Origin of the sequence: Cronobacter sp. EKM101R (assembly GCF_963888145.1) — a bacterium.
GTDB classification, from domain to species: domain Bacteria; phylum Pseudomonadota; class Gammaproteobacteria; order Enterobacterales; family Enterobacteriaceae; genus Cronobacter; species Cronobacter turicensis.
Genome location: NZ_CAWPHW010000071.1, coordinates 1 through 20,545, shown reverse-complemented (window position 1 = coordinate 20,545; position 20,545 = coordinate 1). Strand labels below are relative to the sequence as shown.

Annotated in this window: 19 protein-coding genes and 1 rRNA gene; 9 read left to right on the top strand and 11 right to left on the bottom strand. The window is 57.9% G+C overall.

The window, feature by feature from the left end:
• Positions 1-140: 140 nt before the first annotated feature.
• From rseC to rpoE, 4 genes are read right to left on the bottom strand one after another with little or no spacing between them, the layout of a single operon-like run.
• The gene (rseC, locus tag AACV31_RS21590; RefSeq protein ID WP_075199674.1) at positions 141-620 is read right to left on the bottom strand and encodes a SoxR-reducing system protein RseC; all 480 of its coding nucleotides are present in this window, start codon (positions 618-620) and stop codon (positions 141-143) included.
• Positions 617-1,570, bottom strand: a complete 954-nt coding sequence (gene rseB / locus AACV31_RS21585) for a sigma-E factor regulatory protein RseB (protein ID WP_032806704.1) — start codon at positions 1,568-1,570, stop codon at positions 617-619. The genes rseC and rseB overlap by 4 nt, the downstream gene beginning before the upstream one ends.
• Entirely contained in the window at positions 1,570-2,220 is a 651-nt protein-coding gene (gene rseA, locus AACV31_RS21580; protein ID WP_007763309.1) for an anti-sigma-E factor RseA, read from the bottom strand. Before rseA ends, rseB begins: the two co-directional genes overlap by 1 nt.
• 31 nt (positions 2,221-2,251) lie before the next feature.
• On the bottom strand, positions 2,252-2,827 hold the full coding sequence (gene rpoE / locus AACV31_RS21575) for an RNA polymerase sigma factor RpoE (protein ID WP_007763311.1): 576 nt from the start codon (positions 2,825-2,827) through the stop codon (positions 2,252-2,254).
• A 424-nt stretch (positions 2,828-3,251) separates the two neighbouring features.
• Between rpoE and nadB the strand changes: the two genes are divergently transcribed.
• Positions 3,252-4,871: an L-aspartate oxidase gene (gene nadB / locus AACV31_RS21570; RefSeq protein ID WP_075199672.1), complete on the top strand. Its 1,620-nt coding sequence runs from the start codon at positions 3,252-3,254 to the stop codon at positions 4,869-4,871.
• Here the strand turns inward: nadB and trmN are convergent.
• Complete coding sequence (gene trmN / locus AACV31_RS21565) at positions 4,856-5,593, bottom strand: tRNA(1)(Val) (adenine(37)-N(6))-methyltransferase TrmN (protein WP_165155995.1); 738 nt, start codon at positions 5,591-5,593, stop codon at positions 4,856-4,858. The two genes, nadB and trmN, sit on opposite strands and share 16 nt — an antisense overlap.
• A 128-nt stretch (positions 5,594-5,721) precedes the next feature.
• Between trmN and srmB the strand changes: the two genes are divergently transcribed.
• Positions 5,722-7,056 carry an ATP-dependent RNA helicase SrmB gene (srmB, locus tag AACV31_RS21560; protein ID WP_015742145.1) on the top strand — a complete coding sequence of 445 codons (1,335 nt, stop codon included), beginning with the start codon at positions 5,722-5,724 and terminating at the stop codon, positions 7,054-7,056.
• 75 nt (positions 7,057-7,131) lie between these two features.
• Here srmB and grcA read toward each other — a convergent pair whose 3' ends face one another.
• Positions 7,132-7,515, bottom strand: a complete 384-nt coding sequence (gene grcA, locus AACV31_RS21555; protein ID WP_007763323.1) for an autonomous glycyl radical cofactor GrcA — start codon at positions 7,513-7,515, stop codon at positions 7,132-7,134.
• A 306-nt stretch (positions 7,516-7,821) separates the two neighbouring features.
• On the opposite strand from grcA, the gene ung reads away from it, so the two are divergent.
• Positions 7,822-8,511 (top strand): uracil-DNA glycosylase, encoded by a 690-nt coding sequence (ung, locus tag AACV31_RS21550; RefSeq protein WP_165155993.1) that lies wholly within the window; start codon positions 7,822-7,824, stop codon positions 8,509-8,511.
• Positions 8,512-8,568: 57 nt separating this feature from the next.
• On the opposite strand, the gene AACV31_RS21545 is transcribed toward ung, so the two are convergent.
• Complete coding sequence (locus AACV31_RS21545) at positions 8,569-9,636, bottom strand: tRNA/rRNA methyltransferase (protein WP_165155991.1); 1,068 nt, start codon at positions 9,634-9,636, stop codon at positions 8,569-8,571.
• Between the two features lie 209 nt (positions 9,637-9,845).
• Between AACV31_RS21545 and trxC the strand changes: the two genes are divergently transcribed.
• The 5 genes from trxC to AACV31_RS21520 all read left to right on the top strand — a co-directional run bounded on the left by trxC (position 9,846) and on the right by AACV31_RS21520 (position 15,587).
• Positions 9,846-10,277 carry a thioredoxin TrxC gene (gene trxC / locus AACV31_RS21540; RefSeq protein ID WP_161588372.1) on the top strand — a complete coding sequence of 144 codons (432 nt, stop codon included), beginning with the start codon at positions 9,846-9,848 and terminating at the stop codon, positions 10,275-10,277.
• 69 nt (positions 10,278-10,346) lie between these two features.
• The gene (locus AACV31_RS21535) at positions 10,347-11,048 is read left to right on the top strand and encodes a tRNA-uridine aminocarboxypropyltransferase (RefSeq protein WP_165155989.1); all 702 of its coding nucleotides are present in this window, start codon (positions 10,347-10,349) and stop codon (positions 11,046-11,048) included.
• 33 nt (positions 11,049-11,081) lie between these two features.
• Entirely contained in the window at positions 11,082-13,742 is a 2,661-nt protein-coding gene (locus AACV31_RS21530; RefSeq protein WP_075199666.1) for a bifunctional acetate--CoA ligase family protein/GNAT family N-acetyltransferase, read from the top strand.
• Between the two features lie 112 nt (positions 13,743-13,854).
• The gene (gene pssA, locus AACV31_RS21525) at positions 13,855-15,210 is read left to right on the top strand and encodes a CDP-diacylglycerol--serine O-phosphatidyltransferase (RefSeq protein ID WP_041923836.1); all 1,356 of its coding nucleotides are present in this window, start codon (positions 13,855-13,857) and stop codon (positions 15,208-15,210) included.
• 53 nt (positions 15,211-15,263) lie between these two features.
• Entirely contained in the window at positions 15,264-15,587 is a 324-nt protein-coding gene (locus AACV31_RS21520; RefSeq protein ID WP_105539021.1) for a YfiM family lipoprotein, read from the top strand.
• Here the strand turns inward: AACV31_RS21520 and AACV31_RS21515 are convergent.
• Both AACV31_RS21515 and AACV31_RS21510 read right to left on the bottom strand, forming a co-directional pair.
• Complete coding sequence (locus AACV31_RS21515) at positions 15,584-16,885, bottom strand: MFS transporter (RefSeq protein ID WP_075199664.1); 1,302 nt, start codon at positions 16,883-16,885, stop codon at positions 15,584-15,586. The genes AACV31_RS21520 and AACV31_RS21515 overlap by 4 nt on opposite strands.
• Positions 16,886-17,004: 119 nt before the next feature.
• Positions 17,005-17,460 (bottom strand): DUF4385 domain-containing protein, encoded by a 456-nt coding sequence (locus AACV31_RS21510; protein WP_075199681.1) that lies wholly within the window; start codon positions 17,458-17,460, stop codon positions 17,005-17,007.
• Positions 17,461-17,618: 158 nt separating this feature from the next.
• Here AACV31_RS21510 and AACV31_RS21505 point away from each other — a divergent pair, with 158 nt between their 5' ends.
• Positions 17,619-19,415 (top strand): thiamine pyrophosphate-requiring protein, encoded by a 1,797-nt coding sequence (locus tag AACV31_RS21505; protein ID WP_007763352.1) that lies wholly within the window; start codon positions 17,619-17,621, stop codon positions 19,413-19,415.
• Between the two features lie 40 nt (positions 19,416-19,455).
• On the opposite strand, the gene AACV31_RS21500 is transcribed toward AACV31_RS21505, so the two are convergent.
• Together AACV31_RS21500 and rrf are read right to left on the bottom strand one after the other, a co-directional pair.
• A complete protein-coding gene (locus tag AACV31_RS21500; RefSeq protein WP_165155987.1) occupies positions 19,456-19,923 on the bottom strand; it encodes a helix-turn-helix domain-containing protein in 468 nt (155 codons plus the stop codon).
• A 543-nt stretch (positions 19,924-20,466) separates the two neighbouring features.
• Positions 20,467-20,545 (bottom strand): 5S ribosomal RNA (gene rrf / locus AACV31_RS23255); the annotation flags it as partial.

The following is a 20,545-nucleotide window of genomic DNA, read 5'->3' as shown; positions in this document are numbered from 1 at the left end:
CATGATGTCTCTGGCTGTCTTATGCCTGAAACGCTGCATTCTACACTACAACCAGAAAGCGGGGAAACTGCGTCTCAGCTAAGCATAGACGGCGAATGAAAATCTCAGGGAAAGGATGCGTAAAACCACGCAGCCGGTGGTTACCGGCTGTCTGAGGAAGGAGAGGTTTCGACGCGCAGCGCATCCGGCGGGAGGCCGACGCTGAGAATAACCGGCTGCCAGCTTTCACGCGACGCGAACGTCGGCGACAGGCCGCGCGCCAGCAAAAAACCGCCCACGCCGCCAAGCGCCGCGCCGCACATTGCGGCGAGATCGGATCCAAATAACGCCTGGAAGATCCCGGCCATCATAAACAGGCCTACCAGCGGCGACAGGTACACCAGCATTGCGGAGCCAAGCAGGCTGCCTTCGGCGATGCCCAGCTCTACTTTCTGACCGGCCACCAGGGGTTGTTCGCTCGGCACGTTAATATAGTGCGTATTCTGCGGTCCCAGCTTGTTCAGCACGCGCGTGCCGCAACCGGCGCGGGACGCGCAACTGCTGCAGGAGGCTTTTACGTCGCAGCTAAGTACGGCTTCGCCGTTTTGCCACGAGACTACCGTGGCCCACTCTTTAATCATTGGGATACCTTGAATCGGATACTGCTCGCGATGCGCTTCGCCGTCGGCGGCGGCAACTCCCCCACTACCGTGATTTCGGCATTATTACGCACTTCGGTGCTGACGGTGCGTCTGCCAGTACGCAGCATCTGTTCGCTGCTGTTGGCGCTGGCGCGGTTCACGTTAATCGAAAAACTAAACAGCCCGTCAGAATAGAGCCGCGACTCCACCGGCGAATCAATGCCCGGCAACGGTCGGCGACTGCTGGATATTTCGGTAAAGCCCTGCGGCAGCCACGAGGCCGACCAGCCAAACTTCACCTCATCGCCCGCGGGTACGGAGAGCAGCGGCGGCAGCGAGGCTTTCGCCAGGTTCTGCATCATTGTGCCGGGCTTATCGTTCACGGTAAAGGAGACGACGCGGAACTGCTCCAGCGTTTCGCCGTCGCGATCCAGCAGATCGACGCGCATCGGCAGACGGGTCTCGCTGTCGAGCCAGGCGATGTAGCCATACCGGGTGCCGTCACGCGCGACAACGCGGATCACTTCGCAAAGCCGGTCGGCAATGCGGGTGCGCCCGACGGAGATAAAGTCGTAATATGGCGCGAGGCGGCGGAAATCGGTATAAACCAGCGACGGCAGCGAATCGACGATAAAATCGCCGTTCAGGGTAAACGGCTCAAGCCCTGGCTCGAAATAGCTGATTTCCGAACCACGCTGCACGACTTCGCGACGCGGGCCGTCCAGCTGCAATAATTGTGCGAGAGGCTTATTGTCGAGCCTGGCGTGGCGGTAGCGTAATGATTCCACACCCTGCTTGTTGATGCTGACAAATGAGAGCTCGTAGTTGAGTGACTGGCTCGCCAGGTTCATCTGCTGCAACAACGCCTCGGACGATGCATCCGCCGAGGCGTTGAAGGAAACGAACAGGCTGCCCGTCAAGAGAGAGACGGCGCACCAAAGTTGCTTCATTACTGCGATTGAGTTCCTAAAGTCTGGTTACCAGGCACTTGTAAGGCGGCCTGCTGCGTCTGCGACTGCTCCAGCTGGAGCTGTTCAGCATGCAGGCGGCGTTGCAGTTCGTAATCCTGCAACATCGCATTAATGCGACGACGTTGTTCCTGAACCTGCGGCTGACCGCCCGCGGCGTTAGTATCCGCCGTCGGCACGCCGAGGCTGACCGGGCTGGCTTTGCCCATCATCGGCAGCGTGTTGAAAACCGGCGCTTCCGGCTGTGCGGTCGCGTCAGGCTGGCCGTTATAGTGCTGAACGCCGACGATCACCGCCAGCGACACGCACGCGGCCATACCGACCTGAGTGAGCTGACTCGCCCAGGGACGCACTTTATGCCAGAACGGCATTTTGCTCCACTGATGCGGCGCGGGCTGTGATTCAGGGATGAGCGGCGCTGCCTGACGGGCGGGCTCGTTTTCGATAGCCGCCATGACGCGTGCGGAGATATCGAAATGAAGCGTTTCGCCGGTATCGCCGCGCAGGGTATCACGAATGAGGTGATAGCTTTCCCAGGTTTGCTGCAGCGCTTTGTCGTTTTCGACCGCGCTCAGCAATTCGCTGTCCAGTGCTTCCCCATCCATTAAAGCGGAAAGTTTTTCTTTCTGCATGCTTAATACCTTTTCCAGTATCCCGCTATCGTCAACGCCTGATAAGCGGTTGAACTTTATTATCAATGGCTTCCCGCGCACGGAAAATGCGGGAGCGTACCGTACCGACCGGGCAATCCATGATAGCCGCTATCTCTTCATAGCTCAGGCCATCCAGCTCCCGCAACGTAATTGCCATGCGTAAATCTTCCGGGAGTGACTCTATGGTACGGAATACGATCTGTCTCAGTTCCTCAGACAACATTAAGTTCTCTGGGTTCGAAATTTCTTTCAACGCGCCGCCGCTTTCGAAGTTTTCCGCCTCAATGGCGTCCACATCACTGGACGGCGGGCGACGGCCCTGAGCGACTAAGTAATTTTTTGCCGTATTGACGGCGATACGGTAGAGCCAGGTATAAAACGCGCTGTCGCCGCGAAAAGAATCAAACGCGCGCCAGGCTTTAACAAAAGATTCCTGAACAACATCAGAGACGTCGCCTGAGGGGACATAGCGGGATACCAGATTCGCCACTTTATGCTGGTAGCGAATGACCAGTAAGTTAAAGGCTTTCTGATCTCCCTTCTGGACCCGTTCGACAAGGACCTGATCCGTTAACTGCTCGCTCATCCGAGGTAATGTCTCCCCAAACCTTAATTTCCACGCGTAATCGAAATGCCACCCGAACTCTGCATTGTGAGCAAGCAGAAGCTTAGAGCGCCGGTTGCCCGGAAAGTTCCGTTACGCCTTTGTTTTTGTGCGGCAATAGCGAACGCCGGTTCTACTCATTATATGTTCACAATATGAATGACGGCCTGTAAGGACGGTATTTTGTTGCCCAGGCCGCTTGCAGGGTAACGCAACACCACCATTTTTTCACGTTTAAATCTCCGGGATGCGCGGCGTTACGCAGCGTTTTCATTATGCCATGTCGTATTAAGGCAGAATGTCGCTCGCGTGTTTAGTGGTTACAACGAAGTTTAAAAAAACCGTGTTTGATTTCGCATTCTGGTGCTATGCTGGCCCAACATTGTTTAGTAAATTAAACACGACGATGACTATGACACCTGAACTTCATTGTGATGTGCTGATTGTTGGCAGCGGCGCCGCCGGCCTTTCCCTGGCGCTGCGCCTGGCGGAACATAGCCAGGTTATGGTTTTGAGCAAAGGCCCGTTGAGCGAAGGCTCCACTTTTTATGCCCAGGGCGGCATTGCCGCGGTTTTCGACGAAACCGACAGCATTGCCTCACATGTGGAAGACACGCTGATTGCGGGCGCGGGTCTGTGCGATCGCGACGCGGTAGAGTTTGTCGCCAGCAACGCGCGCCACTGCGTGCAGTGGCTTATCGATCAGGGCGTGCTGTTTGACACCGAAGTGCAGTCTAACGGCGAAGAAAGTTATCACCTCACCCGCGAAGGCGGCCACAGCCATCGTCGTATTCTTCATGCGGCGGACGCCACCGGTAAAGCCGTCGCCACCACGCTGATGGATAAAGCGCTCAGCCACCCGAATATCCGCATCCTTGAGCGCCATAATGCCGTGGATTTGATTATCTCCGACAAAATTGGCCTGCCGGGCACGCGGCGCGTGGTGGGCGCCTGGATCTGGAACCGTAATAAAGAAGAAGTGGAAACCTGCCGCGCGAAAGCCGTGGTGCTCGCCACCGGCGGCGCGTCAAAAGTCTATCAGTACACCACTAACCCTGATATCGCCTCGGGCGATGGCATTGCGATGGCCTGGCGCGCCGGTTGTCGCGTTGCGAATCTCGAATTCAATCAGTTTCACCCGACCGCGCTGTTTCATCCGCAGGCGCGCAATTTCCTGCTGACCGAAGCGCTGCGCGGTGAAGGCGCGTATCTGAGACGCCCTGATGGCTCCCGCTTTATGCCGGAGTTTGACGCGCGCGCCGAACTGGCGCCGCGCGATATTGTGGCGCGCGCCATTGACCATGAAATGAAACGTCTCGGCGCCGACTGCATGTATCTCGACATCAGCCACAAGCCGGAGACGTTTGTCCGCCAGCATTTTCCGACGATCTATGAAAAGCTGCTGGGGCTTGGCATCGATATTACCCGTGAACCTGTGCCGGTCGTGCCCGCCGCACATTACACCTGCGGCGGCGTGATGGTCGATGAGCACGGGCGTACCGATGTGGACGGGCTTTACGCCATCGGCGAAGTGACCTATACCGGGCTGCATGGCGCCAATCGTATGGCCTCGAATTCGCTGCTGGAGTGTCTGGTCTACGGCTGGTCGGCGGCGGAAGATATCCGGCTGCGCCTGCCCTACGCGCGCGAGGTAAAAACCCTGCCCGCCTGGGACGAAAGCCGCGTGGAGCATCCGGACGAGCTGGTGGTGTTGCAGCATAACTGGCATGAGCTGCGGCTGTTTATGTGGGATTACGTGGGTATCGTGCGCACCACCAAACGGCTGGAGCGCGCGCTGCGGCGCATCACGATGCTACAGCAGGAGATAGAAGAGTATTACGCCAACTTCCGCGTCTCCAATAATCTCCTGGAGCTGCGCAATCTGGTTCAGGTGGCGGAGCTTATCGTGCGCTGCGCCATGATGCGTAAAGAGAGCCGCGGGCTGCACTACACGCTGGATTACCCTGAAATGCTGCCGGAATCCGGGCCATCGGTGCTCGCGCCACTGGTTCACATAAACAGATAGAAGGCTTCCGTCAGGGCGCAATAGGCCGGTGAATAGTGCTGATCCGGCCCACGGATCAGCACATCATCGCAAAAGCATTCGCCGGGCGATGGGGAGAACGCCAGCAACACCCGGTGCGGCAGTTTTCCTTCGTTTTCCGCCACATCGGTACGCAGCCGCAAATGCCACCCCTGCTCGCCAGCCAGACGGCTGAAGCCTTCGCCGCTGCTTTCCGGCAGCACCACGCAGAAAAACCCTTCTTCGGTAATTAACTGGGCCGCGCAGGCGAGCAGCGCGCCGTGATCGAGCGTGGTGGTATACCGCGCCTGCTCACGGGCGGGCGTGGCGCAGGCGACGCCTTTATCATAATAAGGTGGATTGCTGACGATAAGCTCGTAGCGTTGCGTCTGCTGCTGCGTCCAGGTCTGAATGTCAGCGTCATGTACCTGAATCCGCGCCGCCCACGGCGAGGCTTCGACGTTTTCGCGCGCCTGCTCTGCAGCCTGTGAATCGAGTTCAACGGCGTCCAGCGTCACGGTTTCGTCCGTGCGCTGCGCCAGCATCAGCGTCAGCAAGCCGCTGCCCGCGCCGATATCCAGCACCCGCTGCGCTTTCGCAACCGGCGCCCAGGCCCCCAGCAGAATGCCGTCGGTACCGACTTTCATTGCACAGCGGTCGTGCGCGACAAAAAATTGTTTGAAGGTAAAACCATTGCGGCGTAACGGGATTTTTGGCTGCGACATCTTAAGGACCTGGTAACAAAACCGCTGTAGCATAGGCGAAAGCGCCGCCGGGGAAAAGGAGAAGCCGGGAAAGGGATGAACATTGGGCGCTGAACGTCTATAATCTGCGCCCCACACTGAGGTAGAAAATGACTGTAACCACTTTTTCCGAACTTGAACTTGATGACAGCCTGCTGGACGCGCTCCAGGAAAAAGGCTTCACCCGCCCGACCGCTATCCAGGCGGCCGCCATTCCGCCTGCGCTTGACGGGCGTGATGTGCTCGGTTCTGCGCCGACAGGCACCGGTAAAACGGCAGCTTATCTGTTGCCGGCGTTGCAGCATCTGCTCGACTTCCCTCGCAAAAAATCGGGGCCGCCGCGCATTCTCATCCTGACCCCGACCCGCGAGCTGGCGATGCAGGTTGCCGAGCATGCGCGCGAACTGGCAAAGCATACGCATCTGGATATCGCCACGATCACCGGCGGTGTGGCTTATATGAACCACGCGGAAGTCTTCAGCGAAAACCAGGATATCGTGGTCGCCACGACCGGTCGCCTGCTGCAATACATTAAAGAAGAAAACTTCGACTGCCGCGCGGTGGAAACCCTGATCCTCGATGAAGCCGACCGTATGCTGGATATGGGCTTCGCGCAGGATATCGAAACCATCGCGGGCGAAACCCGCTGGCGTAAGCAGACCCTGTTGTTCTCCGCCACGCTTGAAGGCGACGCGATCAAAGATTTCGCCGAACGCCTGCTGGAAGAGCCGGTGGAAGTCTCCGCCACGCCATCCACCCGCGAGCGCAAAAAAATCCACCAGTGGTATTACCGCGCCGATAACATCGAACACAAAACCGCGCTGCTGGTGCATCTGCTGAAGCAGCCGGAAGCCACCCGCTCCATCGTGTTTGTGCGTAAACGCGAGCGTGTGCATGAACTGGCAAATCAGCTTCGTCAGGCTGGCATCAATAACTGCTATCTTGAAGGCGAAATGGTGCAGGTGAAGCGTAACGAGGCCATTAAACGTCTGACCGATGGTCGCGTTAATGTGCTTATCGCCACCGATGTGGCCGCGCGCGGTATTGATATTCCGGACGTAAGCCACGTCATTAACTTCGATATGCCGCGCACCGCCGACACCTATCTGCACCGCATTGGCCGTACCGCGCGCGCGGGTCGTAAAGGCACCGCGATTTCGCTGGTCGAAGCGCATGACCATCTGCTGCTGGGCAAAGTGGGCCGCTACCTTAACGAGCCGCTGAAAGCCCGCGTGATTGACGAGCTGCGCCCGTCCACGCGCGCGCCGAGTGAAAAGCTCACCGGCAAGCCGTCCAAGAAAGCGCTCGCCAAACGCGAAGAGAAGAAGAAAGAGAAAGAAAAAGAGAAGCCGCGCGTGAAGAAACGTCACCGCGACACCAAGAATATCGGCAAGCGCCGCAAGCCGAGCAGCACGGCGACACCATCATCCGACAACGCCGAATGATAAAAAAACCGCCAGCATATGCTGGCGGTTTTTGTTTTGACCGACGGCGCGCCGCCGGTTCCTCTTCGCCTGAACTTACAGGCTTTCGGTAAAGGTACGGGCAATCACGTCGCGCTGCTGTTCCGGGGTCAGCGAGTTAAAACGCACCGCGTAGCCAGAAACACGAATGGTCAGCTGCGGATATTTTTCCGGGTGCTTAACAGCATCTTCCAGCGTTTCGCGACGCAGCACGTTCACATTAAGGTGCTGACCGCCTTCTACACGCACTTCCGGTTTGATTTCCATCGGAATTTCACGGTATTCGAACTGGCCGAGCTGGCTTACCGGAACGATGTCATCTTCATTGAAACCGCCTTTGGCGCAGACGCAGCGCGCTTCGCCTTTTTCGTTATCGAGCAGCCAGAATGAATTCAGCAGATCGTCGTTTGCGGCTTTAGTAATCTGGATACCTGTGATCATAAGTTGCCTCCCTGTGGGCTTGTTTGATGCGTTCAGCCAGCGGGCTGCCGAACAGGCGGCTGGCTAATTGGTAAAACCATTGTTGTCTTATTGTTTTATATACCACCAAAGGGCGGTCATTCTTTGATTTAAATCAAAATAAACCCCTCTCGGTGTAGGGGTATGATACAAAGGAATTGCTTTACATCAACTTAGGCACGGCAAACCCTCTTAAAATTTTTGTAAACCTGCGTCTGAATGGCCCGGGTTTTGTTCTTCGGAAATAAGGCGTTAAGCTTAGGGAACAGAAAATCGCAGGAGAGCGAGATGACCGATAAACTGACCTGGCACGACGTGCTGGCTGATGAAAAAGAAAAGCCCTATTTCCAGAAGATACTGACGACGGTCGCCGCTGAGCGCGACACGGGCGTCACTATCTATCCGCCGCAGAAAGATGTGTTTAACGCCTTCCGGTTTACCGAGCTTGGCGACGTTAAGGTGGTGATCCTGGGCCAGGATCCCTACCACGGGCCAGGACAAGCGCATGGTCTCGCCTTTTCGGTGCGTCCGGGCGTGGCGCCGCCGCCGTCGCTGGTGAACATGTATAAAGAGCTGGAGCAGTCGGTGCCGGGTTTCACCCGCCCTTCTCACGGCTATTTAGAAAGCTGGGCGCGCCAGGGCGTCATGCTGCTTAATACCGTGCTGACCGTCCAGGCCGGGAAAGCGCACTCACATGCGAATCTGGGCTGGGAAACGTTTACCGATAAAGTGATCGCGCTGATTAACGAGCATCGCGAGGGCGTAGTGTTTCTGCTGTGGGGATCGCATGCGCAGAAAAAGGGCGCGATTATCGACCGCGATCGTCACCATGTGTTGCAGGCCCCGCATCCGTCGCCGCTCTCCGCGCATCGCGGTTTCTTTGGTTGCGGCCATTTCGTTAAAACTAATCAGTATCTGGAAAGTCGCGGCGAAGCGCCCATCGACTGGATGCCGGTTCTGCCTGAAAACGCCCAATAAAAAACCTCCCGCAGGAGGTTTTCTCGTTTATCGCGCCAGCGTTACGCTGGCGTTTTTTTACGCTTTATTCTGACGCCACCACTCGGCGAGCAGAACGCCGGTCGCCACAGAAACGTTCAGGCTTTCCACGTTGCCGGTGCCGTCGATAGACAGGCTTAAATCCGCATTCGCCTGCGTCGCTTCAGAAATACCTTCGCTTTCCTGACCCAGCACCAGCACCATTTTCTTCGGCAGCGTCGCTTTAAAGAGCGGCGTACCTTTATGGCTGGAAGTGGTTACGATGGCGTAACCTGCGGCGCGGAACTGCGCCAGCGCGTCGCTGAAGCTGTCGCCGGTAATCGGCTCGACATGCTCGGCGCCGCCTTCTGCGGTACGCACCGCCGCGCCGGATTCCAGCAGCGAAGCATCCTGCACGACCACGCCTTTCACGCCGAAGTGCGCACAGCTGCGCACGATAGCGCCGAGGTTATGCGGGTTGCCCACGTCTTCCAGCGCCAGCACGCAATCTTCATCGCCCGCTTTGCTCAGCCACTGATCGACGCTCGCGCCGCTGCGTTTTTTAATCAGGAAGCAGACGCCGCCGTGATGCTCGGTGCCGGAGGCTTTGGTGAGCTCCGCGTCGTCCACCACGTGGTACGCTTTGCGGTTTGCCGCCATCCAGCGCAACGCTTCTTTAAAGCGCGGCGTCACGCTCTGGATAAACCAGGCGCGAACGATAGACTCCGGACGGCTCTGGAACAGCGCCTGACAGGCGTTTTCGCCGTAGACGCGAGTTTCTTCGGCGCGCTGACGACGCAGCACTTCCGGGTCGATAAAACTTTTGCCGCTGATGCCGCCGTGATCCGGCTTCTCAGGGGCTTCCGCGCCCGGCGCGCGGGAAACGGTGCGCCATGGGGACGCGTCACGGTCGGCGTCGCGGCCACGGTCGCGATCGCGGCTGCGTTCACGGTCAGCTGGTCTGTCATTGCGCGCAGCACGACGACCGCCTTCCGGTTTACCGTTGCCAGCAGGACGACCGCCGCCTTTTCCGGTACGCGGGTTTGAGCTGCGTTTGTCCGTATTTTCATCACTGCGGACATACATCACTTTGACCTTGCCGCTCTTGCCTTTAAATTCGTCGTTCATGTCTTTCTCCACCTGCGCTGCGCGAAGCGCGCAGATTACCCGATGTGTCCACGCTTAGCCATTCTTTCGCGCAAAAGCTAATAACTATTGTACTCATTGGATAAAACGGTTTGAGCCTGGAAACAATGTTGCAGATAATAGATAACATTATCGAAACATAGCCGATGTTTCCGCATCGGTTTCTGTCACCTGCAACCCAGAGGTTAGCTATGAATACCGTTTGTGCCGCTTGCCAGACTGTCAATCGCGTGGATGAAGAGCGTATTGAAGACGGCGCGAAATGCGGCCGCTGTGGCCACGCGCTGTTTGACGGCGACGTGATTAACGCCACCAGCGAAACGCTGGATCAGCTGCTTAAAGATGACCTGCCGGTAGTGATTGATTTCTGGGCGCCGTGGTGCGGCCCGTGCCGTAGCTTTGCGCCGATCTTCGAAGATGTCGCTGACGAGCGTAACGGCAAAATGCGCTTTGTGAAAGTGAATACCGAAGCCGAGCCGGAGCTGAGCGCGCGTTTTCGCATCCGCAGCATTCCGACCATTATGATGTTCAAAAACGGGCAACTGGTGGATATGCTCAACGGCGCCGTACCGAAAGCGCCGTTCGATACCTGGCTCAACGAAGCGACAAACGAAGCCGTATAACGTCTGCCGCGGGGCGCATCTTGTGCCCCGCGATTCCCTCTGCGACAATGGCGTTTTTGCTGGCTTCCCATGACTGAAAACGCTGTCCTTCGCCTGCGCGCCGAGCGCCTGGCGCGCGCCACCCGCCCTTTTCTCGCCCGCGGCAATCGCATCACGCGCTGCCAGCGTTGCCTGCTGCCCTTACGCCACTGCTTATGCGACACGCTGCAACCGCAGCCGGCCCGCAGCCGTTTCTGTCTGGTGATGTTCGACACCGAGCCGATGAAGCCCAGCAATACCGGCAGGCTTATCGCCGATATTCTTCCCGCTACCGAGGCGTTTCAGTGGTCGCGCACCGAGCCGCCCGCCGCCCTTCTTGAACTCGTGGCCAGCCCTGACTACCAGCCGATGGTCGTGTTCCCGGCCTCATACGCCGATGCCGGGCGCGAAGTGTTAAGCGCCCCGCCGCGCACCGGTAAGCCGCCGCTCTTTATTATGCTCGACGGCACCTGGACCGAAGCGCGCAAAATGTTTCGCAAAAGCCCTTATCTCGACGCGCTGCCGGTTATCTCAGTGGATTTAACGCGGGTATCGGCGTATCAGTTACGCGAAGCGCACGCCGACGGCCAGTATTGCACGGCGGAAGTGGCGATAGCGCTGCTGGATGGCGCGGGCGATACCGCTGCGGCGCAGGGCTTAAGCGATCACTTTGCGCTGTTTAAAGCGCGTTATCTCGCCGGTAAACCTCATCATCAGGGCAGCGTCACAGCAGCGCAGACAGAAAACGTTTAAAATCATCAGCTCACTTCGACGCCGGAGGAAATGATGAGCCAACGTGGCCTGGAAGCGCTGTTACGTCCCAAATCCATCGCCGTCATCGGCGCGTCGATGAAACCCGACAGAGCCGGTTTTCTGATGATGCGCAATTTGCTGGCGGGCGGTTTCAGCGGGCCGGTTCTGCCAGTGACGCCCGCCTGGAAAGCGGTGTGCGGCGTGCTGGCCTGGCCGGATGTCGCAAGCCTGCCGTTTACGCCCGATCTCGCGGTGCTGTGCACCAACGCGAAGCGCAACCTGACGCTGCTGGAGGCGCTCGGCGAGAAAGGCTGTAAAACCTGCCTGGTGCTCTCATCGCCCCCCGAACAACATGCCGAACTGCTGGCCTGCGCGGCGCGCTTCCAGATGCGCCTGCTCGGTCCGAACAGTCTGGGCCTGCTGGCGCCGTGGCAGGGCCTGAACGCGAGCTTCTCTCCGGTACCTATCCGCAAAGGCAAACTCGCGTTTATTTCGCAGTCAGCTGCCGTCTCTAACACCATTCTCGACTGGGCGCAGCAGCGCCAGCTCGGCTTCTCCTGGTTTATCGCCTTAGGCGACAGCCTGGATATCGATGTCGACGAACTGCTCGATTATCTGGCTCGCGACAGTAAAACCAGCGCCATTCTGCTTTATCTGGAACACCTGAGCGACGCGCGACGCTTTGTCTCCGCCGCGCGGAGCGCCTCGCGCAATAAACCCATTCTGGTGATTAAAAGCGGACGCAGCCCCAGCGCGCGTCGCCTGCTGAATACGCATGCGGGGCTGGACGCCGCCTGGGATGCGGCTATCCAGCGCGCCGGTCTGCTGCGCGTGCAGGATACCCATGAACTGTTCTCGGCGGTGGAAACCTTAAGCCATATGCGCCCGCTGCGCGGCGAGCGGCTGATGATTGTCAGCAACGGCGCCGCGCCTGCCGCGCTGGCGCTCGACGAACTCTGGCGGCGGCAGGGGAAACTCGCCACGCTGGATGACGCGATGCTGACCCGGCTGCAACAGCAGTTGCCGGAAGGCATCCACGCCGACAATCCGCTCGATCTGCGCGACGACGCCACACCCGCCCGATATCTGAAAGCGATTGAAGCGCTGCTGGACAGCCACGATTTCGACGCGCTGATGGTTATCCACTCCCCGAGCGCCGCCGCGCCCGGCAGCGAGAGCGCCCGCGCGCTGATCGATCTCTTTAATCGTCATCCGCGCGGCAAGTATGTGACGCTGATAACCAACTGGGGCGGCGAGTTTTCTTCTCAGGAGGCGCGTCACCTGTTCAGCGAGGCGGGCATTCCCACCTACCGCACGCCGGAAGGCGCGGTTACCGCGTTTATGCATATGGTGGAGTATCGACGCAACCAGAAGCAGTTGCGCGAAACCCCGGCGCTGCCCGCCACGCTCCCGGCGGATACCGCCCAGGCGCATCAGCTGTTGCAGCAGGCCTGCGCTGAGGGCGTGACGCAACTTGATACCCATGAAGTGCGCCCGATACTCGAGGCCTATGGCCTGCACACGCTGCCGACGTGGATAGCGGGCGACAGCGCCGAGGCGGTGCACATCGCAGGCCAGATTGGTTATCCGGTGGCGCTGAAGCTGCGCTCGCCGGATATTCCGCATAAATCTGAAGTACAGGGGGTGATGCTTTATCTGCGCACCGCCCACGAAGTACAGCGCGCCGCGGACGCGATGCTCGACAGGGTCAAAATGACCTGGCCGCAGGCGCGCATCCACGGCCTGCTGGTGCAGAGTATGGCGAACCGCGCTGGCGCGCAGGAACTGCGGGTGGTCGTCGAGCACGACCCGGTCTTCGGGCCGCTGATTATGCTGGGCGAAGGCGGCGTGGAGTGGCGCCCTGAAGCGCAAGCCGCCGTGGCGCTGCCGCCCCTGAACATGAATCTGGCGCGCTATCTGGTGATTCAGGCGATCAAGAGCGGCAAAATCCGCGGGCGCAGCGCGCTACGGCCGCTGGATATTGCGGGCCTGAGCCAGTTGCTGGTGCGGGTGTCTAACCTGGTCGTGGATTGTCCTGAGATCGCGCGTCTGGATATTCATCCGCTGCTCGCTTCCGGCAGCGACTTTACGGCGCTGGACGTTACGATGCAGCTTGAACCCTTTAGCGGCGATGCGGACGCACGGCTGGCGGTTCGCCCTTACCCGCATCGTTTAGAAGAAGGAGTCACGCTGAAAAATGGCGAGCGCTGCCTGTTCCGTCCCATCCTCCCGGAAGACGAGCCTCAGTTGCAACGCTTTATCTCGCAGGTGACGAAAGAAGATCTTTATTACCGTTACTTTAGCGAGATCAATGAATTTACCCATGATGATTTAGCCAATATGACCCAGATCGACTACGATCGAGAAATGGCTTTCGTGGCGGTTCGTCAGCAGGCAGGCAGTGAGGAGATCATCGGCGTCACCCGCGCGATCTCCGATCCGGATAATATCGACGCCGAGTTCGCGGTTCTTGTCAGATCCGATCTTAAAGGGCTGGGACTCGGGCGCAGGCTGCTGGAAAAGTTGATCGCCTATACGCGCGATCATGGTCTGTCGCGGCTTAACGGCATTACGATGCCCCATAACCAGGGGATGGTGGCGCTGGCCCGGAAGCTTGGGTTTAGCGTCGATATTCAGCTGGATGAAGGCATCGTTGCGCTGAGTCTGGCGCTGACTAAACCCGCCGATTCGTGAGTAAGGTACTGGAAATGTTGACCACATTTTTGGACAGTAATGGTATTATCGTCCGCTTCAGTCGTCTGCATTGCACAGAAGACCATCCACTTCAGAGAAGATATGCACTGTGATGTTGTCAAAATTTAAACGCAACAAACATCAACAACACCTTGCCCAACTACCGAAGCTTTCTCAGTCAGTTGATGATGTCGCGTTCTGTTTCGCTCCCGCCGATTTCCGCAAACAGCTCCTGGAAAAGATAGCGACGGCGACCACGCGTATTTGCATCATCGCGCTCTATCTTGAGCAGGACGATGGTGGTAAAGGCGTGTTGTCGGCGCTTTATGAAGCCAAACGCCAGCGTCCTGAACTTGACGTGAGCGTCCTGGTCGACTGGCACCGCGCGCAGCGCGGGCGCATCGGCGCCGAAGCTTCAAACACCAATGCCGACTGGTATTGCCGCATGGCGCAGGAGAATCCGGGCGTCAATGTACCGGTGTACGGCGTGCCGGTGAATACCCGTGAAGCGCTGGGCGTGCTGCATTTCAAAGGCTTTATCATTGATGATTGCGTGCTTTACAGCGGCGCCAGCCTGAACGATGTTTATCTGCACCAGCACGATAAATATCGCTATGACCGCTACCACTGCATCCGCAACGCGAAACTTGCCGATGTGATGTATGACTGGGTGCGCACGCAGTTAATGAACGGCCACGCGGTGAATCGTCTTGACGATCCGAATCGTCCAAAAAGCCCGGAAATCAAAAACGACATTCGCCAGTTCCGCCATGTGCTGCGCGATGCCGCGTATCACTTCCAGGGCGATGCCGATAACGATCAGCTGGCCGTCACGCCGCTGGTGGGGCTGGGTAAATCGAGCCCGCTGAATAAAGCGATTTTCCATCTGATGCCCTGCGCCGAAGAGCAACTGGTCATCTGTACGCCGTACTTTAACCTGCCCGCCGTGCTGGTGCGTAATATCATCGCGCTTCTGCGCGACGGCAAAAAAGTGGAAATCATCGTCGGCGATAAAACGGCGAACGACTTTTACATTCCGGAAGATCAGCCGTTTAAGATTATCGGCGCGCTACCTTATCTCTACGAGATCAACCTGCGTCGTTTCTTAAGCCGCCTGCAATATTACGTCAACACCGATCAACTGGTGGTGCGCCTGTGGAAAGATGGCGATAACAGCTATCACCTCAAAGGCATGTGGGTGGATAGTGAATGGATGCTGCTGACCGGCAACAACCTTAACCCGCGCGCGTGGCGTCTCGATCTGGAAAACGCGATCCTTATCCACGATCCGAAAAAGCAACTGGCCTCTGTGCGCCAGCGCGAACTTGCTGAGATCCGCACCCATACCACGGTGGTGAAACACTATCGCGACCTGCAAAGCATCGCCGATTACCCGGTGAAAGTGCGCAAGCTTATCCGCCGCCTGCGCCGCATCCGTATTGATCGGTTGATCAGCCGTATTCTCTGACGCTTGTCGCTTAACGAAGCCCTGCCACGCAGGGCTTTTTTATGGAGAACGCTATGCGCGCCCTGCTGCTTCCTCTCGTCGTCGCCCTGACCGGCTGTAGCCATATGGCGCAGGACAGCTGGGCAGGTCAGGACAAAGCTCAGCACTTTTTAGGCTCGGCGCTGCTTTCCGCTGCTGGCAACGAATATGCGCAGCGCCAGGGGCACTCTTCCGATCGTTCCGCCGCCTTCGGGCTGATGTTCTCGGTGTCGCTCGGTGCGACGAAAGAGCTGTGGGACAGCCGCCCGGCGGGGAGCGGCTGGAGCTGGAAAGATCTGGCATGGGACGTGGCGGGCGCCAGCGCCGGTTACGCGGTCTGGCAGATGGCGGAGCATTAAAGCCGCATGCCTTTTCCTTTGCGGTGAAGTTTTAGCGAGACCAGAAACGCGACGGCGCCCATCGCCGAGACGTACCAGAAAAACGCTGTTTCTGAGCCCAGCGATTTGAGCGACAGCGCCACATACTCCGCCGAGCCGCCAAAGAGCGCATTGGCGACCGCGTAAGAGAGACCGACGCCCAGCGCGCGCACCTGCGCCGGGAACATCTCCGCCTTCACAATGCCGCTTATCGAGGTATAGAAGCTGACAATCAGCAGCGCCAGCATCACCAGTCCGAATGCCGCGAGCGGCGAACTGACATTTTGCAGTGCCATGAGGATCGGCACGGTACAGAGCGTGGCGAGCGCGCTGAAGCAGAGCATCGAATTGCGGCGGCCAATTTTGTCAGAAAGCGCTCCAAAGAAAGGCTGCAGCAGCATGAAGGCAAAAAGCGCGGCGGTCATCACCATACTCGCCGTGTTCGCATGCATTCCCGCCGTATTGACGAGATATTTCTGCATATAGGTTGTAAACGTATAGAAGCTCAGCGAACCGGCGGCGGTAAACCCGAGCACCATGACGAATGCCCGACGGTTGCGCCAGAGCCCTTTCAGCGAGCCCGCTTCTTTGAGCGCGCGCGTCTCCTGCTGCGAGGTTTCATCCAGCGAGCGGCGCAGCCACAGCGCCACTACCGCCAGCACCGCGCCCAGCGCAAAGGGAATGCGCCAGCCCCAGGCGCGCAGAGCGTCGTCTGACAAAATCTGTTGCAGCACCACGACCACCAACAGCGCCATTAATTGCCCGCCGATTAGCGTGACGTACTGGAAAGAGGCGTAAAAGCCTTTGCGCCCTTCGATGGCCACTTCGCTCATGTAAGTGGCGCTGGTGCCATATTCTCCGCCGACCGACAGCCCCTGAAACAGACGCGCCAGTAACAGCAGCAGCGGCGCCCAGGTGCCGATCACCGCATAACCCGGCAGGCAGGCAATCACCAGCGAGCCGAAACACATCATACAAACGGAAATGAGCATCGAGGTTTTACGCCCGTGTTTATCGGCGATGTAACCAAAGAGCCAGCCGCCAATGGGGCGCATCAAAAAGCCCGCAGCGAAAATGCCTGCCGTTTGCAGAAGCTGCGTTGTGCTGTTGTCGGAGGGGAAAAAGATATGCGCAAAATAGAGGGAGCAAAAAGAGTAGACATAGAAATCGAACCATTCCACCAGGTTGCCTGACGAGGCGCCGACAATGGCCCAGACGCGCCGGCGGGTATCGCTGGAAGTCAGTGACGGTTTGTCTGTCCGGGCCGTAACTTCAGTCATTTTTCTCTCCTTTTCAACCTCGCGACTTTTTACGTCGGGGCAATACGCAGGCTATAAAAATATGATGTTAATTATATGTTAACTAAATTTCCGTGAGGGAGCGGGAATTTTACGCGGCGTTAGCCCCACTTTTCCTGATGCGCTTTTTTACGTCGCAGATAGTCTTCATCCGCCCGGATGCGATCCCACCACCCTTTAAACACCGTTGCCGCCGCCGCTTTGGTGGGGTCATTACCGCGCGGATTGAGGTTACGGTCGGCGTCATATTTTTTGCCGCCTTTGTAATTGGCGTAGCGACGCGCCCGGGTGTATCCCATCTGAATGAACTTGCGCGCCATATCCATACCGACAAAATCGTCCTTTTCACGATACTCTTCGAACAACTGATAGATTTTCTCTGCCGAGGCTTTGGCGCTCTCTTCATCTTTATAACGCCAGTACGGGAGGATTTCGCTTTTGTAAGGCTCAACCAGCAATACGCCCTGCTCGCCCCGCCCCACCTGATACCGTTCCGGGTGCGCGCGAAAGTCGATGCTGTCGAAGTCCTGCTGGTAATCAAAAGGTTTAATGGCCACAAACATGCCTCCTTTAATACGGTTCGTATAACCATAGCAGGCTTCAGAGAACTCCCGCTTTTCGCTTACCGCCATGAAGTGGACTACCCTTCAACAGGTTAGCTTTTCGAGCGCAGCTCAGGATCTATGCGCGCACTCACCTGACGCGAGGCATGATAATGACCAAAAAAACGAGCGACTTTTTTGTAGAACGACTGAAAGCGTGGGGCGTAACCCGGATTTACGGCTACCCCGGCGACGGCATTAACGGCGTGCTGGGCGCGTTGCAGCGCGCCGACAAAGCCGGCGACGGCATTGAGTTTATTCAGGTGCGCCACGAAGAGATGGCGGCGTTTATGGCCTGCGCCCATGCGAAATTTACGGGCGAGCCAGGGGTTTGCCTCTCGACCGGCGGGCCGGGCGCCACGCATCTGTTGACCGGCCTGTATGACGCGCAGATGGACCATATGCCGGTTATCGCTATCGCAGGCCAGGCGGAAACGACCGCCCGGGGCGCGACCTATCAGCAGGAGCTGAATCTCGATCGCGTATTCAGCGATGTGGCAAGTTTCGTTCAGGAGGCGGCAACGCCCGCGCAGTTGCGTCATCTGGTGGATCGCGGCGTGCGGATCGCGAAAGCGAATAATGGCGTAACGGTGCTGATCCTGCCAAAAGATCTTCAGGATGAACCCTGGCAGGAGCCGCAGCACGCCCACGGCTTTACGCATTCCGGGCCGGGTTATCAACGCCCGCACGTGATCCCTCATCAGTACGATCTTCAGCGCGCGGCGGATATTCTCAACGACGGCAAAAAAGTGGCGATCCTGATAGGCGCAGGCGCGCGCGAAGCGGCAGTAGAAGTGGTACAGGCAGCGAACCTGCTCGGCGCGGGCGTGGCGAAAGCGCTGCTCGGCAAAGATGTTCTGCCGGATGACGCGCCGTTTGTGACGGGCTGTATCGGCCTGCTTGGCACCGAGCCGTCATGGGATCTGATGCAGGACTGCGATACGCTGTTAATGATTGGCACCGGCTTCCCGTGGACGGAATTCCTGCCGAAAGAAGGCCAGGCGCGGGCGGTGCAGATAGATCTGGACGCCTCTATGCTCGGCCTGCGTTACCCGACAGAAGTGAATCTGCACGGCGATGCCGTGAGCACATTGCAGGCGCTGCTTCCGCTGCTGAAGCGTAAAGAAGATCGCAGCTGGCAGGAGAAAATCGCCGTTTCCGTCAAAGCGTGGTGGGAAAAAATCGAAGAGCGCGCGATGGCGAAAGCGACCCCGGTTAACCCGCAGCGCGTGGTATGGGAGATGTCGCCGCTGCTGCCGGATAACGCGATTGTGACATCTGATTCCGGCTCGTGCGCTAACTGGTTTGCGCGGGACTACAGGGTCAAACAGGGCCAGCGGGCGTCGCTCTCGGGCGGTCTTGCCTGTATGGGCGCCGCCGTACCTTATGCCATTGCCGCGAAATTCGCCTTCCCGGAAAAACCGGTGGTGGCGCTGGTGGGTGACGGAGCCATGCAGATGAATAATCTCGCGGAGCTGATTACTATCCAGAAATACTGGCAGCGCTGGTCCGATCCGCGGTTGATCGTCTGCGTATTCAATAACCAGGATCTGAATCAGGTGACATGGGAGCAGCGCATCATGGAAGGCAACCCGCGGTTTGCCGCGACGCAGGATGTGCCGGACGTGCCCTATGCGCAATTTGCGGAATCGATCGGCCTGAAAGGGATTTACGTCGACTCGCCGGAAGCCCTTCAGGCTGCCTGGCAAGAGGCGCTGGCGGCGGATCGCCCTGTCGTACTTGAAGTGAAAACCGACCCGGAAGTGGCGCCGCTGCCGCCGCATATCAGTTTCGCCCAGGCGAAAGGGTTTATGTCTTCTATGGCGAAAGGCGATAAATCGGCGGGTAAAGTCATTGCAGATACCGCTCACCAGGTGATGAATACTGTCCTGCCGGGCAAAAAATCGTAACGCGTCGGCTCCTCAGGCAGACTGAGGAGCCCCTTTTCGGCTATTTACGCAGTAACTTTTGCAGCCGCTGCTGCTGCCATTGCTCGATCCACCCGCGCAGCAAAAACAACCGCAGCCCTTTCACGACCAGTAACCCGCCCCAGATAAGAACCACCCATAATGACCAGTGGCTTTCCGGCGCAGTAAAGCGGTTGAGCAGGAAAAGCCCGAAACAAACCACAAGCGCGGTGGTAAGACTGCGATAAAAGCGACCCTCTTCATACAGACGCCTGCGGGCAATTAATACCGCGTCATCCAGTGGGCCTGCAGCCTGAAGCGGCGCCCCCGTCAATTCCTCAACACGCGTTTCAAAAACAGCGGCCAGCGCGCTTAAGGTTTCGAGCGAGGGTGGCTCGCCTTTTTCGATACGTTGAATAGTGCGCACGCTGACTGCGGAGAGCTCTGCCAGTTGTTCCTGCGACCAGGCTCGAGCGAGGCGAAGCGCGCGGATGCGGTTTTCCGTGTGCATAACTGTGACCTTCTGTAGGAGAAATGTGGCAGACAGTATGTCGCTTTGCAGGCGAAAAGCGCCACGACACGGACCTGACAGCTACCCGACAGTATGACGACAGGCTGGTGACAGGCTTTACGGGCTTTATTTTTATAAAGCAGGATATGCCGTAGCTCCTGGTGGGATCAAGAGACGTATATTCGCGAGCGGAGATTGAAATGTGGCGGGGAAGCTATTTTGAGCCCGCAGTGCGTTTGAAATGCTTATCCGCTTTCTGCATAGCTGCAGGGAGACGATTACTTACATGCAGGCGTTATGCAGCGCGAAAGCAAACGCTGAGCGGTAATGAGAAGTGGCGCAGCGGTGTCTTGTCGTTTATGACGGACATCTGCCCCTTTTCTCTGGACCGTGTCTTTTAGAGCAATGTCTGGAGGCGTACTCACGAGGAGAACGCGTATCAGTAAGGCATAGACACAAAAAAAGCCCCATGCTTTCGCTCAAGGCTTTTTTACCTATAAAAGCAAAAACCCCTCAGCGGTGCTGAGGGGTTCTTTAATTGATGCCTGGCAGTTCCCTACTCTCGCATGGGGAGACCCCACACTACCATCGGCGCTACGGCGTTTCACTTCTGAGTTCGGCA

Excerpts from the sequence above, each read along its gene's own strand:
- rseC (WP_075199674.1), bottom strand. The coding sequence starts at position 620 with ATGATTAAAGAGTGGGCCACGGTAGTCTCGTGGCAAAACGGCGAAGCC.
- rseB (WP_032806704.1), bottom strand. The coding sequence starts at position 1,570 with ATGAAGCAACTTTGGTGCGCCGTCTCTCTCTTGACGGGCAGCCTGTTC.
- rseA (WP_007763309.1), bottom strand. The coding sequence starts at position 2,220 with ATGCAGAAAGAAAAACTTTCCGCTTTAATGGATGGGGAAGCACTGGAC.
- rpoE (WP_007763311.1), bottom strand. The coding sequence starts at position 2,827 with ATGAGCGAGCAGTTAACGGATCAGGTCCTTGTCGAACGGGTCCAGAAG.
- nadB (WP_075199672.1), top strand. The coding sequence starts at position 3,252 with ATGACTATGACACCTGAACTTCATTGTGATGTGCTGATTGTTGGCAGC.
- trmN (WP_165155995.1), bottom strand. The coding sequence starts at position 5,593 with ATGTCGCAGCCAAAAATCCCGTTACGCCGCAATGGTTTTACCTTCAAA.
- srmB (WP_015742145.1), top strand. The coding sequence starts at position 5,722 with ATGACTGTAACCACTTTTTCCGAACTTGAACTTGATGACAGCCTGCTG.
- grcA (WP_007763323.1), bottom strand. The coding sequence starts at position 7,515 with ATGATCACAGGTATCCAGATTACTAAAGCCGCAAACGACGATCTGCTG.
- ung (WP_165155993.1), top strand. The coding sequence starts at position 7,822 with ATGACCGATAAACTGACCTGGCACGACGTGCTGGCTGATGAAAAAGAA.
- AACV31_RS21545 (WP_165155991.1), bottom strand. The coding sequence starts at position 9,636 with ATGAACGACGAATTTAAAGGCAAGAGCGGCAAGGTCAAAGTGATGTAT.
- trxC (WP_161588372.1), top strand. The coding sequence starts at position 9,846 with ATGAATACCGTTTGTGCCGCTTGCCAGACTGTCAATCGCGTGGATGAA.
- AACV31_RS21535 (WP_165155989.1), top strand. The coding sequence starts at position 10,347 with ATGACTGAAAACGCTGTCCTTCGCCTGCGCGCCGAGCGCCTGGCGCGC.
- AACV31_RS21530 (WP_075199666.1), top strand. The coding sequence starts at position 11,082 with ATGAGCCAACGTGGCCTGGAAGCGCTGTTACGTCCCAAATCCATCGCC.
- pssA (WP_041923836.1), top strand. The coding sequence starts at position 13,855 with ATGTTGTCAAAATTTAAACGCAACAAACATCAACAACACCTTGCCCAA.
- AACV31_RS21520 (WP_105539021.1), top strand. The coding sequence starts at position 15,264 with ATGCGCGCCCTGCTGCTTCCTCTCGTCGTCGCCCTGACCGGCTGTAGC.
- AACV31_RS21515 (WP_075199664.1), bottom strand. The coding sequence starts at position 16,885 with ATGACTGAAGTTACGGCCCGGACAGACAAACCGTCACTGACTTCCAGC.
- AACV31_RS21505 (WP_007763352.1), top strand. The coding sequence starts at position 17,619 with ATGACCAAAAAAACGAGCGACTTTTTTGTAGAACGACTGAAAGCGTGG.
- AACV31_RS21500 (WP_165155987.1), bottom strand. The coding sequence starts at position 19,923 with ATGCACACGGAAAACCGCATCCGCGCGCTTCGCCTCGCTCGAGCCTGG.